Here is a 20,390-nt window from a genome sequence, read left to right as displayed (position 1 = left end):
GGCCTTCCGGAGGCACTATGCAACATGCGTCGCAAGCTGCACTGTTTTCCCTGATCGGCGACACTCCGCTGATCGAAGTGACCCGCATCGATACCGGCCCCTGCCAGCTGTTCCTGAAACTCGAATCGCAGAATCCCGGCGGCTCGATCAAGGACCGCATCGGCCGCGCCATGATCGAACAGGCCGAGCACGACGGCCATTTGCAGCCCGGCGGCACCGTGGTCGAGGCCACCGCCGGCAATACCGGCCTGGGGCTGGCCCTGGTGGCGCGCATCAAGGGCTACCGCGTGGTGCTGGTGGTGCCCGACAAAATGGCGGCCGAGAAGATCCTGCACCTCAAGGCGCTCGGCGCCGAGATCCACCTGACCCGCTCCGACGTCGGCAAGGGCCACCCCGCGTATTACCAGGACTACGCCGCGCGCCTGGCGAAAGAGATTCCCGGCGCCTGGTTCGCCGACCAGTTCAACAACCCGGCCAACCCGCGCGCCCACGAAACTACCACGGGGCCCGAGATCTGGGACCAGTGCAACCACAAGCTCGACGCCATCGTGGTCGGCGTCGGTTCTTCCGGCACCCTCACCGGCCTGTCGCGCTACTTCAGGAAGACCCAGCCCAACCTCGAATTCGTGCTGGCCGACCCGCAGGGCTCGATCCTGGCCGACTACGTCAACACCGGCGTGCTGCGTACCGATGCGGGTTCCTGGGCGGTCGAGGGCATCGGCGAGGACTTCATTCCCGGCATCGCCGACCTGTCGCGCGTGAAGAAGGCCTACACCATCCCCGACGAGGAAAGCTTCGCCACCGCGCGCCTGCTGCTGCGGCAGGAAGGCATCCTGGCCGGCTCCTCGACCGGCACCCTGCTGGCGGCAGCCCTGCGCTACTGCCGCGAACAGACCCGTCCCAGGCGCGTCGTCACCTTCGTGTGCGACACCGGCACCCGCTACCTCACCAAGGTCTACAGCGACGGCTGGATGGTCGACCAGGGCCTGATCGAGCGTCCCAAGCTGGGCGACCTGCGCGACCTGATCGGACGCCGCTACGATGCCGGCGAAGTGGTCACCGTCTCGCCCACCGACACCCTGCTCACCGCCTTCAACCGCATGCGCACCAGCGACCTGCAGCAGCTGCCCGTGATCGACAGCGGCGGGCGCCTGGCCGGCCTGATCGACGAATCGGACCTGCTGATGCACGTAAGCGCAGAATCGGAGAAAAGCGCGAACCACTTCAGCGCGCCGGTCTCCACCACCATGACCTCCTCGCTGCAGACTCTCCAGCCCACGGCCAGCATGGGCCACCTGCGCGAGATCCTCGACCGTGGCCTGACCGCCGTGATCCACGACGGCGAACGCTTCTACGGCCTGATCACCCGCTACGACCTGCTGAACCACCTGAGAAGGACGCTTTCATGACAGAGCAAAAGAAACACCTCTCCACCCGCGTGATCCACGGCGGCCAGGCGCCCGAGCCGGCGACCGGCGCCGTGATGCCGCCGATCTTCGCCACCTCGACCTTTCGCCAGGAGAGCCCGGGCGTGCACAAGGGCCTGGACTACGGCCGCTCGCACAACCCGACCCGCTGGGCGCTGGAGCGCTGCGTGGCCGACATCGAGAGCGGCAGTGCCGCCTTCGCTTTTGCCTCGGGCCTGGCCGCCATCGCGGCGGTGCTCGAACTGCTGCCGGCCGGCTCGCACATCGTGGCCGGCGACGACATGTACGGCGGCACCTTCCGCCTCTTCGAGCGCGTGCGCAAGGCAAGCGCCGGCCATAGCTTCAGCTACGTCGACCTGACCGATCCCGACGCCCTGGGCGCGGCTCTGCGGCCGGAGACGAAGCTGGTCTGGGTGGAGACGCCCACCAACCCGATGCTGAAACTCGCCGACCTCGCGAGCATCGCGGCGCAATGCCGCGCGCGCGGCGTGATCACCGTCTGCGACAACACCTTCGCCAGCCCCATCGTGCAGCGGCCCCTTGAGTGCGGCTTCGACATCGTGGTGCATTCGACCACCAAGTACATGAACGGGCACTCCGACGTGATCGGCGGCGTGGCCGTGGTCGGCCAGGAAGAACGCCACAAGGAGCTCGGCGAGCGCCTCGGCTTCATCCAGAACGCCGTCGGCGCGATCCAGGGCCCTTTCGACAGCTTCCTGGTACTGCGCGGAATCAAGACCCTGGCCCTGCGCGTCGAGCGCAGCAGCGCCAACGCGCTGGCCCTGGCCCAGTGGCTGGAACGCGAGCCCAAGGTACGCAAGGTCTTCTATCCCGGCCTGGAATCGCACCCCCAGCACGCGCTGGCGCGGCGCCAGATGAACGGCTTCGGCGGCATCGTCTCGATCGACCTGGCCACCGACCTGGCCGGAAGCAGGCGCTTTCTCGAAGCCTGCGAGGTGTTCACGCTGGCCGAGAGCCTGGGTGGCGTCGAGAGCCTGATCGAGCACCCGGCCCTGATGACCCATGCCAGCATCCCGGCCGAGCAGCGCGCCCAGCTCGGCATCGGCGACGGCCTGATCCGCCTGTCGGTCGGCATCGAGCACCTGGAAGACCAGCGCGACGACCTGCGCCGGGCGCTGGCGGCGATCTGACCATGGATGCCGTCCGCTGAGACATCCGGACAAGCGCTCCGCCTGCCCTTCACCCTGTGCCATCCCGCCGTCGTGCTGCCTCTTCATGAGGCGGCGCGCCGGCGCACGTCGCTGTCGGCGCTGACGATCGGCAGCATGGCGCTCCGAGACGACGCGCTTGACCCGCACCGTGCCGACCCGCACACTGAAGGCCCCCTACGAGGAGCTCACGATGACCCGCCACGCCTCCTGCAGCTGCGGCCAGCTCACGGCAAGCGTCGACGCCGAGCCGGTCCGCGTCTCGATCTGCCACTGCCTGGCCTGCCAGCGCCGCAGCGGCAGCGTCTTCGCCGCGCAGGCGCGTTTCTCGCGCGAGGCGGTGACAGTCGCCGGGCACTCCACTACCTTCGTGCGCGTGGGCGGCTCGGGGGCGCGCGCCACCTTCCATTTCTGCCCGCGCTGCGGGACCACGGTCTGGTACGAGGCCGAGGGATTGGAGGCCTTCCTGATGATTCCGGTCGGGGTCTTCGCGGATCCGGATTTTCCGGCGCCGGGCGTCTCGGTCCACGAGGAGCGCATGCACGCCTGGGTCATCCCCCCGCCGGACGCCGAGCACCACTTCTGAATCCATCTGTCCAGCCTAACCAAGGAAAACACACACCCATGACCATCCTGCGTCTCTTCGTCTTCGTCGCCGCAGTCTTCTGCCTGTCCCCCGATCCGGCCCGCGCCGGCGCTTCCGAGGCCGTCCCGCTTGCGATCGGGGAAACCTGGACCATCGATTCAACCATCCTCGGCGAGAAGCGCCGCATCAACGTCTACCTGCCGGCCGGCGCTGCGCCCGGCGCGGCGCTGCCCGTCATGTATATGCCGGACGGCGGCATGCACGAGGACTTCCTGCACGTCGCCGGCCTGCTGCAGGTCGGGGCCGGCAATGGGACGGTGCGGCCCTTCCTGCTGGTCGGCATCGAGAATACCGAACGCCGGCGCGACCTCACCGGCCCCACCGAGGTGGCGAAGGACCGCAGCATCGCGCCGCGGGTCGGCGGGTCCGCGGCCTTCCGCGCCTTCCTGCGCAAGGAGCTGCTGCCCGAAGTGGCGAAGCGCTACCAGGTGACGAGCGAGCGGGCGATCGTGGGAGAGTCCCTGGCCGGCCTCTTCGTGGTCGAGACGCTGGCGCTCGAGCCGGACCTGTTCGACAGCTATATCGCCATCGACCCGAGCCTGTGGTGGAACAATGGCGCGCTTGCGAAGCAGCTGGAGGCGCATGGCGCTGCCACCGCCGGCGAAAAAGCGCTGGTCGTCGCGGCCAGCGCAGACGGACAAGGCTTCATCGACCGCTCCGCCCTCGCCGCCGGATTGGCCAGGATGGGCAAGGTGCGCTTCAGCTACGACAGCTGGCCGGACGAAAGCCACGCGACGGTCTACCACCCCGCCGCACTGAAGGCCTTCCGCAGCCTGTTCAAGCCGGCGGTGACGGCGCCCTGAGTTCCGCGCCGTCCCCCATTCCATACCGCGCACGCCATTGCGCCCGTTGCGCTTGACCACATAGAGCTGGGCGTCGGCCGCGCCGACCAGCCCGCCCCCCAGGCGCAGCACCAGCAGCATGCCGGCCACGCCGGTGTCCCCCAGGGTGGCGAAGTCGGTGATGCCGAAGGCGACGTAAAATGCCACGGCGAACAGCAGGCTGGCTTTCAGCTGGGCATTGCGTTCAGGCAGGACGTGGCGGATGAAGCCTGCCTCGGATGCCGGGTCGGCAAACTCGGCGCGCCGGCGGTCGATGGTGAAGCGCAGGGTCAGCGGATCGGGTAGCGGCACGGCTTGGTTGCGGCGGGTACTGGGTTGAATCGACAGGATACCCGTCTCCCGAAAAACCGGCGAATCCGCTTCCCTGTAGAGTGGGCCGGCACGCTTCGGCTATGCTTGTCGCATGGCTGACCGATGCATGCAAAGGAGAGTCCCATGTCAGAATCGAACAAGGCAACGCTGGAACAGGCGAACAAGGCAGTGCGCAGCGGCGACAACGAAGGCTTCCTGGCCTGCTGCGCCGACGACGTCGTGTGGTCCACGGTGGGCGGCGAGACCCTGCGCGGCAAGGAGGCGGTGCGGGCCTGGATGGCGGAGGAATACGTCCAGCCGCCCGAGTTCACCGTGAACACCCTGATCGCGGAGGGCGACATGGTGGCCGCCCTGGGCGAGATCGTCAGCTACGACGACGGCGGCCGCCCGATCCGCAATGCCTATTGCGACGTGTGGCGCCTGCGCGAAGGCAAGCTGGCCGAGCTGAAGGCCTACGTCGTCCCGCTGGTCAAGTAAGCGCCAGCGGCGACTGCGCCTGCCCGCGCAGCTTGAAGGTCGCGACCAGCCCCGACAGTTCGGCGGCCTGGCGCCGCATCGACTCGGCGGCCGCCGCCGCTTCCTCGACCATGGCGGCGTTCTGCTGGGTCGACTCGTCCATCTCGGCGATCGCCCGGCCCACCCGCGCGACCCCGCTGGCCTGCTCGCCGCTGGCGGCGTGGATTGTGTCCAGAATGCCTGCCACCTCGTGCACGTGCCGCAGCACCGCGCGCATGGTCTCGCCCGCCGTGCCGGCGATGTCGGAACCGGCGGCGATCTGGTCGCTCGACTCGTGGATCAGCTTCTTGATTTCCTTCGCCGCCGTGGCCGAGTGCTGGGCCAGGTTGCGCACCTCGGCCGCCACCACCGCGAAGCCGCGCCCTTCGCTGCCGGCGCGGGCCGCCTCGACCGCCGCGTTCAGCGCCAGGATATTGGTCTGGAAGGCGATGCTGTCGATCATGCCGGTGATGTCCGTGATCTTGTCGGCGGCGGCCTTGATCGCCCCCATGCGCGCGGCCACCTGCTCGACCGCCTGGGCGCCCGCCGTGGCGACCGTCGATGCCGACTGGGCCAGGGCGTTGGCGGAGCGGGCGCTGGCATTGTTGCGGGCGATCGCTTCGCCCAGCTCGTCCATGGCGCCGACGGTCTGGCTGAGGGCCGCGGCCTGGCGCTCGGTGCGGCGCGACAGGTCCTGGTTGCCGTCGGCGATCTCGTTGGAGGCCGAGTCGATCGCCTGGGCGCCGACCAGCACCTGGGCCACCGTGGCCGCCACGCCGCCGGTCATGCCGTTCAGGGCGTCGAACAGGCGGCCGATCTCGTCCCGGCGCTGGTGGCGGATCCTCGGGCGCAGGTCGCCGTGCGCCACCTGCTCGGCCAGCAGCGCAGCCTGCCGGAGCGGGCCGACGATGCTGCGGGTGAGGAGCCAGGCCAGCATCGCGCCGACGCCGAGCGCCGCCAGCCCAAGGGCCAGCACCAGCGACTTGCCGAACACCGACGCCGCCGCCGACTCCTCGGCCAGGCGGTGTGCTTCCTGTCCCTCGTGCGCCAGGAGCGCCGCCAGCGCGCCGGTATATGCCTGGTAATGCCGTTCCCAGTCGCCGCCGACCAGCCCCTCGACGACCTGGGTCTGGCCGAACTCCTTGGCCTGGAACAGCGCGGCCTGGACCTTCGCCAGCGCCGCCTTGTGCCTGCCCGCCTCGGCGATGAGCTGCGCTTCGCGCGCCGAACGCGGCAGCTTGCCCAGCTTCGCCTCGAGCGCGGCCACATCCTTGCCGCCCTGCGCCAGCTGGGCGTTGAAGTAGTCGGCCAGCTCCAGGCTGTCGCTGCGGGCGATCGCGACCGTGCGCGAACCGTTCAGGCGCTCGGCGCCGAGCAGGTCGGAGCTGAGCTGCTGCTTGGCCAGCTTGTCGTAGACGAGGTCGGTGGTGAGGGCGTCGTTGGCCTGCATGCGCCACAGCGCCACGCTTGACAGAAGCAGGAGCAGGAAGAAGACGATACCGAAGGCGCCGAGGATCCGGGTGCCGGTCTGGAACGTGGCGAGTCGCATTGCAAGTACCTCGAAAGGATGATACTTGCACTATAGAAACTGATTATGACAGCGTGATGAATCGCGTCACAGGCGGCGGACAGGACGCTCACGCCCTGTCCGCGCGGCCTCATGGGATCAGCGCTGGCCGCCCTCGCGCTGGCCGCCGTCGCGCCGCAGCGCCGGGATCGCCGCCGGCTTCCAGGGCTTGACCGGCTGCTCCTGCATCTTCTTCTGCAGCAGTTCGATCGCCACTTCCAGCTGGCGGTCGCGGCCCGCGAAGGTTTCGTGCGGCAGGTTGTCGACCTCGACGTCCGGCGACACGCCCACGCCTTCGATCAGCCACTCGCCGTCGGCCGCGAACTGGCCGAACTCCGCCACCCGCGCCCGGCCGTTGTCGGCCAGGTTGTTGCCGTCGCTGAGCCAGACACCGGCGCCGGCGCTGCGCTTGCCGACCAGGGGCCCCAGCTTCAGGGCCTTGATGCCGGCCGCGAAGGTCTCGCCGTCCGAATAGGTCAGCTCGTCCATCAGCACCACCAGGTGGCCGCGGAAGGTATTCTGCATGTTCGATTGCGGCTGGTTGCCGTTCGCGCTCCAGAAGGCCCAGGAACGGCGCAGCAGCTTCTCGATGATCCAGCTGTCGATGTTGCCGCCGTTATTGCGGCGCACGTCGATGATCAGGCCTTCCTTGTTGATGTTGGCGTAGAAGTCGCGTGCAAAGGCGTTGATGTCGGAGGTGCTCATGGCGCGCAGGTGCAGGTAGCCGATCTTGCCCCTGGAGGCGGCGTCCGCCTGCTGCGCCCTGCCCTGCTCCCAGTCCGCATAGCGCAGGCTGGCGTGGCGGGCCATCGAGACCGGCGTGACGATCACGGCGCGCGGCCTGGCGCCCGGGCTCTTCACGTGCAGCAGCACCTGCTTGTCGGCCTGGTCGAGCAGCAGGTCGGCGATGTCGCGCGCTTCGCTGAGCAGCTTGCCGTTGACGGCGGTGATGATGTCGCCTTCCTTCACGCCGACGTCGGGCCGCGCCAGCGGGCCGCGTTCCTGCGGCAGTTCCGGTTCGCTGCGATAGACGCGGTCGACGCGGAAGCCGTCGGCCACGCGCGAGAGCACCGCGCCCAGGCTCGAAGGCACGCCTTCGCCGGTGGCGCGGCGGATGTCGCCCGGGACGATCTGCGAGTGCAGCGCGCCGAGTTCGCCCACCATCATGCCCAGCACGTCGTTCAGTTCCGCGCGGTCGGTCACGCGCTCGACCAGCGGCGCGTACTTGCCGCGCACGGCGGTCCAGTCGATGCCGCGCATGTTCGCGTCGTAGAGGAAGTCGCGGTGCATGCGCCAGGCGTCGTTGAACATCTGCGTCCACTCCAGGCGCGGATTGGTGCTGATCGCCCAGTCGTCGACCTTCACCCGCGCCTTGCTGACGTCGGCCGGCGCCTTGGCGCCCGCCGCCACGATCAGCATCTCGCCCGGACCGCTGGCGTTGAAGGTGCGGTAGAAGACGTGCTTGCGGTCGCTGCTCAGGCCGAATTCGCGCACATTCGCGGCAAAGGTTTCCGGCTGCGGGCTGCGGCGCGAGATCTCCAGGGTCTTGAGTGTGCCGCTGCGGCCGTTGTCGGAGTCGAGGATGTAGAGGCGCTTGTCGTCGATCGCCAGGGCGCGGTAGTTGCCCGGCGCGACCGGCACCTCGTAGAGGCGCTCGCGCAGGCCGGCGTAGTCGACGGCCGGCACCGGCGCGGCGGCCTTGGTCTTGTCGCCGGCCGCGCTGACCGCTGCCGCGGCGGCGGCCACGGCGGCCGTCTTGTCCGCCTCTTCCTTGCCCGGCGTCGTCACCGCGGTACGCGCCGCGCTTTCGGGCGACTGCTCTTCCGGCTTGGTCAGCTCGTCCTCGGGCTTGAAGGGGAAGCGCACGCCCGGCTGCAGCGCCAGCGCGTAGACGCCCACGCGACGGTCGAACACCGGCCCCATATTGCGGTCGCCCCAGGGGCCGCCATTGCTGACGTTGAAGTTGCGCGCCGAGAGGAAGTACAGCCACTTGCCGTCCGGCGAGAACACGGGCGAATCGGCCGTGTAGCGGTCGGTGGTCACGAAGGCCATGGTCTTCGACGGCAGGTTGTACATGCCGATCTGGTTGCGCTGCTCGCTGCTGCCGACCCGCACGAAGGCGAGATTGCGGCTGTCCGGCGACCACACCACCTGGTCCGGGCCGTCGGCGCCGACCTGGCGCGCGTCGTCGATGATCACATTGGTCTTCGCCTGCAGGTCGAGCAGCCAGGTGCGGCCCTTCTTGTCGGTGTGGGCCAGCCACTTCCCGTCGGGCGACGGATAGATGCCGGAGCGGTGGCTGGCGCCGTCGATCGTCAGGCGCTCGCCCTTGCCCGAACCGTCGGCCGCGTAGCGCCAGATCTCGTTCTCGCCAGTGCTGTCGACAAAGGCGTAGACCCATTTGTCGTCGTGGCTGAACACGGCGCTGCGGGCGCGCGCGCCTTCCGGCACGGCGATCTCGACGCGGCGGTAGCTGCCGGTGCCGGCGATGGTGACGCGCCCGCGCGCCGTCAGCACGATGCGCTCGGCCTTGTTGGCCACGTCGATATTCGTCAGCGCCTCCAGGGGCGAGCGCACGCGGCGGGTGCGCTGCTGGTCGAAGTCGGACACCAGGCTGGCCTTGACGATGCTGTCGCTGCCGCTCGCGATGTCGAACACGCGCAGGTCGGCGCCCAGCTGGTAGGCGATGCGGCCGTCGCCCAGCGAGGCGGTGCGCACGTCCCAGTCGCTATGGTTGGTGTGGACCTTGCGGTCGCTGCCGTCGGGCAGCGCGGACCAGATATTGTCGGAGCCGCCGGCATCGCTGATGAAATAGATGCGGCCCTGCCACCACATGGCGCGGCGGTTGTTGGCGTTGTCGCCCTTGAACAGCGGGGTCGCTTCGCCAGATTTACCCAGCTCGTAGCGCCACAGCTGCGCATGGGCGCCGCCGCGGTAGGCCTTGACGTTATCGTTGGTCATGGACAGGCCCATGCGCGTGAAGAACACGGTGCGGCCGTCGTCGCTCAGGACGGCGTCGTTGGCGTCGGCCAGGGGCAGCACACGGCGCGTCAGCTTCACTGGATCGAGCGCCGCGACCACGCGGTGTTTCGAGGGACCGGTCGAATTCTCGGTGCTCACCAGCACCTCGCCCTGCGCGGTCCAGCCCAGCACCGTCACGCCGCCGTTCTCGAAGGTGATGCGCTTGGGCAGGCCGCCCTCGATCGGCATCACATAGGCTTCTTGCGCCCCCTCGTAGGAGGCCGCAAAGGCGATCGACTTGCCATCCGGAGAGATCGCCGCCTGGGTCTCGGCGGAGGGGTGCGTGGTCAGGCGCGTGGCCTTGCCGCCGGCCAGCGTGGTGCGCCACAGGTCACCTTCGGCGGTGAAGACGACGGTGTCGCCGCGCACGGCGGGGAAGCGGAAGTACGGGTCTGCGGCGGCAGCCTGGCTGCCGATGAGCGCCAGCGACAGGGCAAGGATGGTGCGGGGCACGTTCATGTTCGATGTGGCAAGGGTTGTTGAAGCGGAAGAGTGTGCCACACGTGCACGCGAGCGCGGCGTGCATACATGCAAAAAAAGGATGTGTGCGAGATAAGTACGTTATCCGGCGAACTGATGAGATCTGACATCATCAGCCGGATTTGACTAGCAAGCGAAACCGACCGAGGTTTTCAGGCGATCGTTTTCCTCACCCCCAATCCGGCGGCACAGCGAGAGTTATACGACGCGTCCTGTCGAGCTCACTGTTTATATTTTCGCCGACGCTGGAGCGGAAGAGATGAGTGTCGCGCCGCACGAAGTCTTGTGTCCTTCGAATGCCACGGGGACTCCGGCGATCAACACAGCTGGATCGCCTTCCGCGATGACGCATGGTGAATGTCCGCTGATCGGACACACGCACGCGTCCCCTTTTCGAGCGACTGCAAGGCCGTGGGCGAAGGATGACCCTGAGGCTATCAGTACTTTACCGCCGTGACTGGTGGCGTCGCCGATTCGAATGATGCCTTTCATGTTCCACCTTTGCTAAAGACTGCGATTCGTTCGCTTGTAGACCAGCTTGGAATGTCGGGTCTGCGTTGATGCCGATTGGCTTAGTAGAGCCTCAGCTCTCTTTGTGCCATCGCCAGACAGTCAATCCATAGGCAGAGCCAAGGTTTGCCATGGGTTCGCCGAGTCCATAGGAGTGTTCCGTTGCATTTACATCCTGGGTTTGCCAAACGCCTGCTCTCGGGCAAGGCTGACCAGCTTTCGCAAGCAAATCAGGACTTGATTCCTGCTGACGAACGGACGGTAAAAAGGGATGGCTTGCCGTGGCGACGGCTACTGTCTTGGCACTAGGTAAGTAAGCGCCTTCTGCTTTAAGCTCATCCTTGGTTTTTAGGATCCGGAATGCCGGTTGCATCCTCCTCCCCTTGATTGCAAACGTCAAACTGTGCCTTTCCAGTCCCGTGTCGGGATACCATATCCCGGTCCAAGGTACTTCTTCTCCTGTTGTACACGTGACTGCTCTGTCGACGATATATTCAGGTAGCGGGTCAGGTAGCGCCCAGGCGGTGAGCAATTTATATCGGTTGGTACTTGAATTGTAGGTCTTGACAATCTCTTCGCCAGGAAATCCATCATCATCGTTCGCTCGTTCGGGACAGTCAGGGTCCGGATCAAAAAAGCAGTCGGCTGCCGTCATTGCGTTGTTAAGCACGTTTGTTAAATGCCTAGCGTAAGTCATCAGTCGACCGATCTTTATCTCGCTAAACTCCAGGTATTCGCTGTGCGTCATCCAACCACTAAGCGGTTGTTCCATCATGCCGCGCACATCACCTCCAACGCAACGGGCAGTGTCCCAAATAAGCCTATAGTCGCCATGTTCCGCAAGTTCAGCACCTTTACAAAAATCATGCGCTAGCGTCTTGAATGTATCGAAAATCTGGTGGTTTTTGCCAAAGCAGCAACTTTCCTAGAAACGGCCAACGTGCCAAACCATTTAATCGTATTTTCACACTCCAGAGCCGCGGCCCGAAAGAAATTAATCGATGCGAATAAATTCCAGATGGCTGCTTCCAGATTTATACTTCTCACGCAATTCTCCAAAAAAGAACAGGTTGTAAGGTCGGTACAGTCAAACAGAATTCCCTATGTTTTTTGAAGAGAATAGTCCGTCGCCCCACCAACTCTACTAGACCTATGATAAGTGGATCTGTAATCCGGGAATGCAGTTTGTTGATCGTTTTAAAGTCGAACCTAAACATGTTTGCTGACTGATTGACTTAGTGAAATTTTAGCCAACGCCAGACTGTCAATCCGTATGCCGAACCAAGATTGCCCATCGTATCGCCCGCACAATAAGTTCGCTCTGTTGCCGTAATATCGCCAGCTTGCCAGACCCCCGCTCTTGGGCATGACTCACCTGCTTTCGCCCATAACTCATGATTTATGTTTTTCTTTTCTGTGGACGCTACGATCGGGTGCCACGTGGTGGGCACAGCGACTGTTTGCGCGTTACCCCAAATGCCTTCAGCGTGCATTTCGTCTGCAGTCTTCGTGACTCGATATGCTGGTGGCATACGCAGCCCTTTAACAGCAAAGGTAAGACTGTGCATATCTATACCAGTGTTTGGATACCAAACTCCTGTTCGCGGCACTTCGTCTCCAGTTCTACATACGATCGATGGGTCGATTTTGTAATCTGGTAGCGGAGTAGGAAGCCGCCAAAAATTGGCTTCAAACCAGTTTGCATAGCCTTCAAATACTTCGACAATCTCACCTCCGGGAAATCCGTCATCGTCATCCGATCGTTCAGGGCACTCGGGATCCGGATCGAAGTAGCTATCTGCCGCTGTCATTGCATTGTTGAGCCCTCGGGTAATTTGACTAGAGTAAGCCAGGATTCGAGACATCCTGACATTAGTGAACTCATGCTCTTCGGCCTCTGTCATCCAGCTATGCAGTGCTTGTTCCAGAAAACCCCGAGCGTCCCCCCGAACGGCATCGGACATCCTCCAGATGAACTCGTAGTCGCCCAATTTCGCCAGCTCTGCACCTTTACGAAACTCACTAGCTCGCCGCTTGAACGTATCGTAGATCTGATTGTTTCTTCCAAAGTTTGCGACACGGCGCGCAACAGCAAGTGTCCCAAACCACTCCATTGTCTTTTCGCATTCGCGAGCGGCATCTTCAAAAAATTCTGGCGACGTGAATAAGTTCCAGATTGCGGCCTCGAGGTTTAGATCGCGCATCATTAGACTCTCCAATAAACGGGCTTACAGTGCTGATGGGACGGTGAGCAATATTCGCTTGGCTTCCTGTGGAGTGAAGTCGCTGGCTCCCCAACCAGTTTCAGTGGGTCCGGTAATATGCGGGTCCGCGATTTTCGATCGTAACTTCGTCGGAACCGCGGCCCCTGTCACATCAGTAAATTCCACTCGCCGATCAACTCCCTCGCGTGTCTGTATCGGCAAACCAGTCTCGCGGTCGATTCTGGGCAATGCTTGAACCATCTCATCTCTCTTTCCCGGATAGAAAACGATTTGCTCCCCCCCTCCCTCGAGGTAATAGTCAGTTCCATCAAGCTCCTGACTGGCTGCCGGGCCGCGCCAGACAGGCAACTCTTCTCCAGCTTTGATTTCATATTCGACTACCCAACCGTTCTGGTTCCATTCAGGCTTCACTGCAAACCGACTCCGCCACTCGTCCCGATTCTTCACTGCTTTAAACTCCGCTTCCGTCATCCAGAACATACCTCCGCCTTCATTCGATGGATCGACAATACGGTACAGCTTGGCTGGTCCCTTGATCGCGTCAGCTCGTAAACCTTTTGCCTCCTGGGAAAACGTTTTGATAGCGCCAGCGTCTATCTTCGGATGACCAGGGTGCACTCGCATCAGCTCATTGACCTGTTCTAAGGGCATCTCTATTGGCGGGTACTTCATCCTCTTCCGCCGCTTTGTTGCCCATCTTGGCGGATTCGCATTAATTAGCTTGGCCGATCCAGACTGCGAAATCGGAGCAATCCATCCCCGATTGGTGCGGTAAGTTTCGACCTTCCAGGCTTGATCATCCAGCTTTTTCACAATTATCTTCAGCACGGTTTTTACAGGTTTCGCAAAAGTCGTGACGGCAGCGGTGAAAACACTTCGTTTAGCATCGGTAAAGCGCATCAACTCATCAAGACGTTCGCGAATATTGCTGGGCAAGATCGGTCTGATCTTCCCCAACAAAGCTCTGAGATCTTCGAACTTCTCATCCAACATAGCTTTGAGCTTCGCTGGATCAACTTTGTCTCCAGCTTCACGGATGGTCTCTGCCATGAACTTATAGATATCGGGCAGCTTGCCATCCGTCGCCCATTTCGCCACGCGGTTGTGCTGCAAATATTCGCTAATCTTCGGCAGCGCGGCATCGCATGCGCGGCCAGCAGCCGCTATCAGCTTGCTTGTATTGGTGATGTCGTCAGCGTGCTTGGCCAGCGGCTTCAGGTACACCCAGACCAAGCGCAGCGCGCTTTTTACCACGGTACCGAACTCTGGAATGAAGCCGACCACCGTCGTCGCGATGAAAAATAACGTCACAGTGTTTTTCGGATCAGCGCGGTACTGCCGAATGTTGGCACACAGATCACGCAAGTCGCACAACGTATCGACGACAGGAATCAAGGACACCACCATGTCGAATCCGATCTGCCCGGTCGTTCGCTCGGCATTGAAATCGCCCTGAAGCGCACCCCAAATCCATTCGCCGAGCCCGATATCGTCCGGTTTTGCCTGACCGTGGACTTCATTGAGCGCATCGAGTGTCTGGTCAGCCATCATTTCCTCCTCGGGTCACGCGAGGTATCGATCGGATCCGGCTCTTGGGCCAGGAGTGGCTCGAGTCCCGACATCAAGTCTCCGACCGTCGGCCGCGGTTCGTCCTTGGCACCGGGCGAGTTGTGGTAAACGACCTTCGAGACCGTATCGGGCAAGTTACGCTCTTCGGCCATTCCTGCACCGTCGAGCGTGCCGTCTTTTGTCTGTCCGCTTCCGAAATGAAGGGTATAGGGCACGCCCGCCATTGGCGCACCCTGGTGACCGTCGAGATCCAACTTGAGCCAGTTCGTATGCTCGGCGGACGGGAAGAAAGGCAGTTGTGCCTCCTGCTGCGCAGGGCCATCCCATTTGTGCATGCCCGCCTTTACCGTGAAATCGCCGGCGCAACCGTGTTCGATCTTGCCGTCGGCAATCTTGATATACGCTCCGCCGCATAGAAGCGTGATGCTCTTCTTCGCTGCGATCACGATCTCACCCTGGCTGGCGGTGATCTTCACATCGCGATCTGCTGCGATGGCGATGCTGTCCTGCTGCGCCTGAATGTCCAGCTTGCCCATACGGGCAATGTGCTTTATGCCGTCCTGGTGTGCAAATAGCGAGATGCCCTTGCCGGCCTGAATGTTCATGCCTTGTCCAGCAAAGGCCTGGAAATGCTGCTGCGCCACGATAGTCTGCTGTCGCCCGCTGTAGTTGACAGACGAGCCGGGCGTTCCACAGACAAAGCCACCAGCGGCATATTGCGCAATCAACGGCGCACCCGCTTGCCCTGCGTCGCTTGCGCCAGCATTCTTGGCTTGGTCGGCGTGTTGCAAATCCTTGGTCAGCTGCCGATGTGGCGCGAGGTCAACAGGCATGGCTTGATGCTGCTCGGCGAATTCGCCCAACTCCTTGAGCAGGCCCTCCGAGCCTTCCAGCAACGCCAGCAAGGGCTCGCGCTCGAGCTGCTTGCCCGAAGCGCCGAGCATCGCTTGGGTTGTGAACAGCATGAGACGTGCTGCGCGCAGAACGACAGCATGGTCACTGCGCAGTTCCGCCCCTTCACCACGCGCTTCACCCTCCCCTTCTCTTCTTGGATGCGTCAGCCATCCAAGATTGAGCTGACTGTGGCCGTGTTCACTTGCCAGCTGTGCACTGATCTGCCCCGGAGTATCGTCCAGCCTCAGCTGGTTGCACCGCATTCCCTGCACTTCCTTGCTCTTAATTCCCGCCAAGAAGCGGTTTCCGGGCAAGTCGCCCGCATGACTGAACGTCGGCGGAGGGGTAACGCCTCCGTGTACGCGACCAATAACAATTGGTTTGTCAGGATCTCCGCCCAGGAAGTCCACCACCACCTCGTCGCCGACCCGAGGCAGGCTGATGGCGCCCCAACGGTCGCTTGCCCAATGGCTGGCAACGCGCACCCAAGCAGAATCCCGGTCGGTATTGCTGGCGCCCGCGCGGTCAAGGTGATCCTCTTCACGGGTTCCAGGAAACCTCAGCTTGATTCGTCCCAGCGAATCGCAGTGCACTTCTTCGCCAGGCGGTCCGACCACGACAGCCGACTGCAGGCGTACGCGCGGCAGGTCGATGTGAGGATCGTAGCTTGGCACGATCGGGACGCCGCGTCGGACGCAAACGAAGCGGTTGGTGTATCGGACGTCGCGCTCACCGCTTGCGTCACCAAGTTCCTGAACCGCGGGCAGTTGTTCCCAGGCGTTTGCCGAGAAAAGGCGTTGCGCCCGTTCATCGACGTCCTTTGGCAGATTGTTCTCGGCGACCACCGACAGGTCGGTCAGTACGAACTCGCGTTCGTTCTCCGGGTGTGTGTCGATGTCCGGCTGATCGTCTAACCTGAACCACTGTCCGACACACAAATCGCGTACACCGCTCTCACCATGAAAGCACTTGGCCTCGTACTCCTGGCGTTTCATGCGCAATTCGCCAAGCCTCTGGAAGTCCAAGCTGTCGTCGCCTACATGCGGCGCTTCGATCTGATAGTCATCCAGGCTGAACGCAAATTGGTCGCCAGCCTCCCCCTGTTGCATGGTGGTGGGCGACAAGGTCGACATCATTTGACCTTGAATGTAATCCCAACTTCTCCGGCTGCTGCGACCCGCCCTCAACGAGCGCACGCCGCACCAGTTGAAGACGCCATCGCGCATCTCGGTAGCAGCATCGCGGTGAAAGCGCACCGTGCCGGCACGATTCTGTTCGAGCGACTGCGGCGCGTCGAACAGCACAAGCGTATGAGAAGCTGTCGCCGCGCTCCGGGATTCCGGGGCCTGACCAGGCCGGATGAACCAGGCGATCCCGCGGCGTTTCCAGAGGCGGCGCAAAAACGCAGCGTCGGACTCGTTGTGCTGCATCGTGAATTCGCGCGCAGGATACGTACCCGTGATGCCGGAAGTATCGAGGTCAAAAACCTTTGCCAGAATTGGATTGAATCCACGCCATTCGCGGATCAAAGCCGTCGATATATCGACTTCATTCTGGCTACGGAAGATGCGGGTATTGATGCGGCGGTCCATCAAGGCTAGGCCGTCGCGCACAAGCAATTGATAGCTCGCGAGTCCACCATCGCTCTGTCCGGCAGATGCCTCGGAGACAATGCCGCATACCGAACGAAGCTCTCCTCGGTCGGTGACGAATTGTACTTCCGCAGGAAGTGCAATGAAGTCCTTGAGCGGCAGTCCGGCTTGTGTCGAAACGCATAGAAGTGTGTAGTCGATGCCGCCGCAAAGCGCTTCACGGCCGCAGACCCGCTTAACGATCAACACGTCATCCAGGGTCGATTGCGGATGCGACAAACGTAGGCGGATCGGACGATGCGATTGAGTCAGTCCGAACGAGAGGCTGGCGACGTTTAAAAAGTCCATGGAGATTCTTCCTATGAACACTAAACGTCAAAAATGCCAGACACAGTGTTGGCCGATCTTGATGACAGTCAACCTGTGTTTTCATGACCCCACGTGGCTTATGTTGAGACGAAAAAAAAACCGCGCCGAAGCGCGGTTTATTGTGAGACCGACTCTTATTCGATCTCGACCGTCTCGGCCGGAGCCGGCGGTGGAGCTGCGTCCCCTTCCGGGAACTCCAGCACGACATCGTCCTTCTCGTTCAGGTCCACGGTGATACGGCCGCCGTTGACCAGGCGTCCGAACAGCAGCTCGTCGGCCAGGGCCTTGCGGATCATGTCCTGGATCAGGCGCGACATCGGACGGGCGCCCATCAGCGGGTCGAAGCCCTTCTTGCCGAGGAACTTGCGCAGCTTCTCGGTGAAGACCGCTTCTACCTTCTTCTCGTGCAGCTGCTCTTCCAGCTGCATCAGGAACTTGTCCACGACGCGCAGGATGATGTCCTCGTCCAGCGCGCGGAAGCTGATGATCGCGTCCAGGCGGTTGCGGAACTCCGGCGTGAACATGCGCTTGATGTCGGCCATCTCGTCGCCTGCCGCCTTCGAATCCACGAAGCCCACCGAGCGCTTGGTCAGGCTCTCGGCGCCCGCATTGGTGGTCATGATGATGATCACGTTGCGGAAGTCGGCCTTGCGTCCGTTGTTGTCGGTCAGCGTGCCATGGTCCATCACCTGCAGCAGGATGTTGAAAATGTCCGGGTGGGCTTTTTCGATCTCGTCCAGCAGCAGCACCGCGTGCGGCTTCTTGGTGATGGCTTCCGTCAGCAGGCCGCCCTGGTCGAAGCCGACGTAGCCCGGCGGCGCACCGATCAGGCGCGACACGGCATGGCGCTCCATGTACTCGGACATGTCGAAGCGCACCAGCTCGATGCCCAGGATGAAGGCCAGCTGCTTGGCGACCTCGGTCTTGCCGACGCCGGTCGGACCCGAGAACAGGAAGGAGCCGATCGGCTTGTCGGTCTTGCCCAGGCCGGCACGGGCCATCTTGATCGCGGCCGACAGCGCCTCGATCGCAGGATCCTGGCCGAACACCACGTTGCGCAGGTCGCGGTCGATGGTCTGCAGCTTGCTGCGGTCGTCCTGGTTGACGGTCTGCGGAGGGATCCGCGCGATCTTCGCGATGATGTCCTCGATCTCGGTCTTGCCGATGGTCTTCTTCTGCTTCGACTTCGGCAGGATGCGCTGGGCTGCACCGGCTTCGTCGATCACGTCAATGGCCTTGTCCGGCAGGTGGCGGTCGTTGATGAAGCGGGCCGCCAGCTCGGCCGCGGTCGACAGCGCCGACGCCGAATACTTGACGCCATGGTGCTCTTCGAAGCGCGACTTCAGGCCGCGCAGGATCGCCACGGTCTGCTCGACCGACGGTTCGTTCACGTCCACCTTCTGGAAGCGGCGGCTCAGGGCGTGGTCTTTCTCGAACACGCCGCGGAATTCCGTGAACGTGGTCGCGCCGATGCACTTGAGCTGGCCGTTCGCCAGGGCAGGCTTGAGCAGGTTCGATGCGTCGAGCGTGCCGCCCGAAGCGGAACCCGCGCCGATGATGGTGTGGATCTCGTCGATGAACAGGATGCCGTTCGGGGTGTCCTTCAGTTGCTTGAGGACGGCCTTCAGGCGCTGCTCGAAATCGCCGCGGTACTTGGTGCCGGCCAGCAGCGCGCCCATGTCGAGCGAGTACACGACAGCGTTCTGCAGGATCTCGGGCACGTCTTCCTGGACGATGCGCCATGCCAGGCCTTCCGCGATGGCGGTCTTGCCGACACCGGCCTCGCCCACCAGCAGCGGATTGTTCTTGCGGCGGCGGCACAGGATCTGGATCACGCGGTCGACTTCTTCCTCGCGGCCGATCAGCGGATCGATCTTGCCGTCGGCAGCCGACTTGTTCAGGTTCTGGGTGAACTGGTCGAGCGGGCTTTCCTTGGCCTGGCCTTCGACCTGCGCTTCTTCCACGCCTTCGGACGCCTTGGTGGTGTCCATCTGCTGGTCCTTGCGCACGCCGTGCGAGATGAAGTTGACCACGTCGAGGCGGGTCACGCCCTGCTGGTGCAGGTAGTAGACGGCATGCGAGTCCTTCTCGCCGAAGATCGCGACCAGCACGTTGGCGCCGGTGACTTCCTTCTTGCCGTTCGAGGCCGACTGCACGTGCATGATCGCGCGCTGGATCACGCGCTGGAATCCGAGCGTCGGCTGGGTGTCGACCTCGCCCGTGCCCGGCACGGTCGGGGTGTTATCACCGATAAAATTAGTCAAGGTCTTGCGCAGGTCTTCGATATTGACCGCGCACGCACGCAGGACTTCGGCGGCTGATGGATTGTCGAGGAGGGCCAGGAGCAGGTGTTCCACGGTGATGAACTCGTGGCGCGCCTGACGGGCTTCGACAAAGGCCATGTGTAGGGATACTTCAAGTTCCTGCGCAATCATACTTCCTCCATCACGCACTGCAGGGGATGCCCTGCCTTACGCGCATGCGTTAAGACAAACTCCACTTTGGTACACGCTATATCTTTGGAAAACACCCCACACACACCCTTGCCGTGACGATGCACGGAAAGCATGATCTGGGTCGCTGTTTCGCGATCCTTGTTGAAGTACTCCTGGATGATCGCAACCACAAATTCCATCGGCGTGTAGTCGTCGTTCAGCAACGCCACCTGGTATAGAGGGGGCGGTTTTACCGTCTGCCGTTCCAGCAGCTGTTCAGTGTCATGCTTGGTAGCCATGGGACGTATTCTAATGCTTTCAAATTCAGTGCCAAGCGTAAACATCAGCTCGTTTTCATGTGCTTTCCATCTTACGCGTTTTCCGTTGAATGCGCAGATGGCGATCCAATTGACGAAATCAAGAGTCGCGTTACCTCTGCCGTGAAAAATTTGGCAATAACCACGCAAAAGCTCTTGACTTGCGTGGTTATTCAACCAACAATGCAGCTATCGACCTGTACTTATGTACTCGTTGATAAGAAGTGAGCAGGCTGAGGAGGGGGCAAGAAGCTTCTTGCTTTTATGGCTCGTGTGATTTGTTTTTACTAGAAAGTTTTCTTTATGGCAACTGGTACTGTTAAGTGGTTCAATGATTCCAAAGGTTTTGGCTTCATCACTCCTGATGACGGCGGCGAGGATCTGTTCGCGCACTTCTCCGCAATCAATATGAACGGTTTTAAGACCCTCAAAGAAGGTCAAAAAGTCCAATTCGAAGTCACGCAGGGCCCGAAAGGCAAGCAAGCTTCCAACATCCAGGGCATGTAATCATCCCCCTCCC

Annotated in this window: 15 protein-coding genes and 1 pseudogene; 7 read left to right on the top strand and 9 right to left on the bottom strand. The window is 62.5% G+C overall.

Annotated features, from left to right (window positions below; all coding sequences use genetic code 11):
* Positions 1–17: 17 nt before the first annotated feature.
* The 6 genes and pseudogenes from ACQ7JA_RS00805 to ACQ7JA_RS00780 all read left to right on the top strand — a co-directional run bounded on the left by ACQ7JA_RS00805 (position 18) and on the right by ACQ7JA_RS00780 (position 4,873).
* Positions 18–1,409, top strand: a complete 1,392-nt coding sequence (locus ACQ7JA_RS00805; RefSeq protein WP_430893976.1) for a pyridoxal-phosphate dependent enzyme — start codon at positions 18–20, stop codon at positions 1,407–1,409.
* Complete coding sequence (locus ACQ7JA_RS00800; protein WP_430893974.1) at positions 1,406–2,578, top strand: trans-sulfuration enzyme family protein; 1,173 nt, start codon at positions 1,406–1,408, stop codon at positions 2,576–2,578. The genes ACQ7JA_RS00805 and ACQ7JA_RS00800 overlap by 4 nt, the downstream gene beginning before the upstream one ends.
* 6 nt (positions 2,579–2,584) lie before the next feature.
* Positions 2,585–2,707, top strand: a pseudogene (locus tag ACQ7JA_RS00795) (DUF4184 family protein); the annotation flags it as partial.
* Positions 2,708–2,735: 28 nt separating this feature from the next.
* Positions 2,736–3,182 (top strand): GFA family protein, encoded by a 447-nt coding sequence (locus ACQ7JA_RS00790; protein ID WP_430893972.1) that lies wholly within the window; start codon positions 2,736–2,738, stop codon positions 3,180–3,182.
* Between the two features lie 38 nt (positions 3,183–3,220).
* Positions 3,221–4,045, top strand: a complete 825-nt coding sequence (locus tag ACQ7JA_RS00785) for an alpha/beta hydrolase (RefSeq protein ID WP_430894499.1) — start codon at positions 3,221–3,223, stop codon at positions 4,043–4,045.
* A 474-nt stretch (positions 4,046–4,519) separates the two neighbouring features.
* A complete protein-coding gene (locus ACQ7JA_RS00780) occupies positions 4,520–4,873 on the top strand; it encodes a nuclear transport factor 2 family protein (RefSeq protein WP_430893970.1) in 354 nt (117 codons plus the stop codon).
* Here the strand turns inward: ACQ7JA_RS00780 and ACQ7JA_RS00775 are convergent.
* From ACQ7JA_RS00775 to clpS, 9 genes are all read right to left on the bottom strand, one after another.
* Positions 4,866–6,440, bottom strand: a complete 1,575-nt coding sequence (locus ACQ7JA_RS00775) for a methyl-accepting chemotaxis protein (RefSeq protein WP_430893968.1) — start codon at positions 6,438–6,440, stop codon at positions 4,866–4,868. The genes ACQ7JA_RS00780 and ACQ7JA_RS00775 overlap by 8 nt on opposite strands.
* Positions 6,441–6,557: 117 nt before the next feature.
* Positions 6,558–9,932 (bottom strand): S41 family peptidase, encoded by a 3,375-nt coding sequence (locus ACQ7JA_RS00770; protein ID WP_430893966.1) that lies wholly within the window; start codon positions 9,930–9,932, stop codon positions 6,558–6,560.
* Positions 9,933–10,187: 255 nt separating this feature from the next.
* Positions 10,188–10,451, bottom strand: coding sequence for a PAAR domain-containing protein (locus ACQ7JA_RS00765; RefSeq protein ID WP_430893964.1), 264 nt, complete (start codon positions 10,449–10,451; stop codon positions 10,188–10,190).
* Between the two features lie 91 nt (positions 10,452–10,542).
* Positions 10,543–11,244, bottom strand: a complete 702-nt coding sequence (locus tag ACQ7JA_RS00760; protein WP_430893962.1) for a hypothetical protein — start codon at positions 11,242–11,244, stop codon at positions 10,543–10,545.
* A gap of 460 nt (positions 11,245–11,704) precedes the next feature.
* A complete protein-coding gene (locus ACQ7JA_RS00755) occupies positions 11,705–12,676 on the bottom strand; it encodes a hypothetical protein (protein ID WP_430893960.1) in 972 nt (323 codons plus the stop codon).
* A 21-nt stretch (positions 12,677–12,697) separates the two neighbouring features.
* Positions 12,698–14,245: a hypothetical protein gene (locus tag ACQ7JA_RS00750; protein WP_430893958.1), complete on the bottom strand. Its 1,548-nt coding sequence runs from the start codon at positions 14,243–14,245 to the stop codon at positions 12,698–12,700.
* Complete coding sequence (locus tag ACQ7JA_RS00745) at positions 14,242–17,097, bottom strand: type VI secretion system Vgr family protein (RefSeq protein ID WP_430893956.1); 2,856 nt, start codon at positions 17,095–17,097, stop codon at positions 14,242–14,244. The genes ACQ7JA_RS00750 and ACQ7JA_RS00745 overlap by 4 nt, the downstream gene beginning before the upstream one ends.
* Positions 17,098–17,252: 155 nt before the next feature.
* Entirely contained in the window at positions 17,253–19,553 is a 2,301-nt protein-coding gene (gene clpA, locus ACQ7JA_RS00740) for an ATP-dependent Clp protease ATP-binding subunit ClpA (RefSeq protein ID WP_430893954.1), read from the bottom strand.
* Positions 19,550–19,852, bottom strand: coding sequence for an ATP-dependent Clp protease adapter ClpS (gene clpS, locus ACQ7JA_RS00735; RefSeq protein ID WP_027864722.1), 303 nt, complete (start codon positions 19,850–19,852; stop codon positions 19,550–19,552). Before clpS ends, clpA begins: the two co-directional genes overlap by 4 nt.
* A gap of 321 nt (positions 19,853–20,173) precedes the next feature.
* On the opposite strand from clpS, the gene cspE reads away from it, so the two are divergent.
* Positions 20,174–20,377 (top strand): transcription antiterminator/RNA stability regulator CspE, encoded by a 204-nt coding sequence (gene cspE, locus ACQ7JA_RS00730; protein ID WP_020653506.1) that lies wholly within the window; start codon positions 20,174–20,176, stop codon positions 20,375–20,377.
* Positions 20,378–20,390 lie beyond the last annotated feature (13 nt).

It is taken from the genome of Massilia sp. BKSP1R2A-1 (genome assembly GCF_050586525.1).
GTDB lineage: Bacteria > Pseudomonadota > Gammaproteobacteria > Burkholderiales > Burkholderiaceae_D > Telluria.
The sequence above is the reverse complement of the archived record's forward strand: the minus strand, read 5'-3'. Positions and strand labels throughout refer to the sequence as shown.

Excerpts from the sequence above, each read along its gene's own strand:
- ACQ7JA_RS00775 (WP_430893968.1), bottom strand. The coding sequence starts at position 6,440 with ATGCGACTCGCCACGTTCCAGACCGGCACCCGGATCCTCGGCGCCTTC.
- ACQ7JA_RS00750 (WP_430893958.1), bottom strand. The coding sequence starts at position 14,245 with ATGATGGCTGACCAGACACTCGATGCGCTCAATGAAGTCCACGGTCAG.
- ACQ7JA_RS00745 (WP_430893956.1), bottom strand. The coding sequence starts at position 17,097 with ATGGACTTTTTAAACGTCGCCAGCCTCTCGTTCGGACTGACTCAATCG.
- ACQ7JA_RS00800 (WP_430893974.1), top strand. The coding sequence starts at position 1,406 with ATGACAGAGCAAAAGAAACACCTCTCCACCCGCGTGATCCACGGCGGC.
- ACQ7JA_RS00780 (WP_430893970.1), top strand. The coding sequence starts at position 4,520 with ATGTCAGAATCGAACAAGGCAACGCTGGAACAGGCGAACAAGGCAGTG.
- clpA (WP_430893954.1), bottom strand. The coding sequence starts at position 19,553 with ATGATTGCGCAGGAACTTGAAGTATCCCTACACATGGCCTTTGTCGAA.
- ACQ7JA_RS00785 (WP_430894499.1), top strand. The coding sequence starts at position 3,221 with ATGACCATCCTGCGTCTCTTCGTCTTCGTCGCCGCAGTCTTCTGCCTG.
- ACQ7JA_RS00805 (WP_430893976.1), top strand. The coding sequence starts at position 18 with ATGCAACATGCGTCGCAAGCTGCACTGTTTTCCCTGATCGGCGACACT.
- ACQ7JA_RS00760 (WP_430893962.1), bottom strand. The coding sequence starts at position 11,244 with ATGATGGAACAACCGCTTAGTGGTTGGATGACGCACAGCGAATACCTG.
- ACQ7JA_RS00755 (WP_430893960.1), bottom strand. The coding sequence starts at position 12,676 with ATGATGCGCGATCTAAACCTCGAGGCCGCAATCTGGAACTTATTCACG.
- clpS (WP_027864722.1), bottom strand. The coding sequence starts at position 19,852 with ATGGCTACCAAGCATGACACTGAACAGCTGCTGGAACGGCAGACGGTA.
- ACQ7JA_RS00765 (WP_430893964.1), bottom strand. The coding sequence starts at position 10,451 with ATGAAAGGCATCATTCGAATCGGCGACGCCACCAGTCACGGCGGTAAA.
- cspE (WP_020653506.1), top strand. The coding sequence starts at position 20,174 with ATGGCAACTGGTACTGTTAAGTGGTTCAATGATTCCAAAGGTTTTGGC.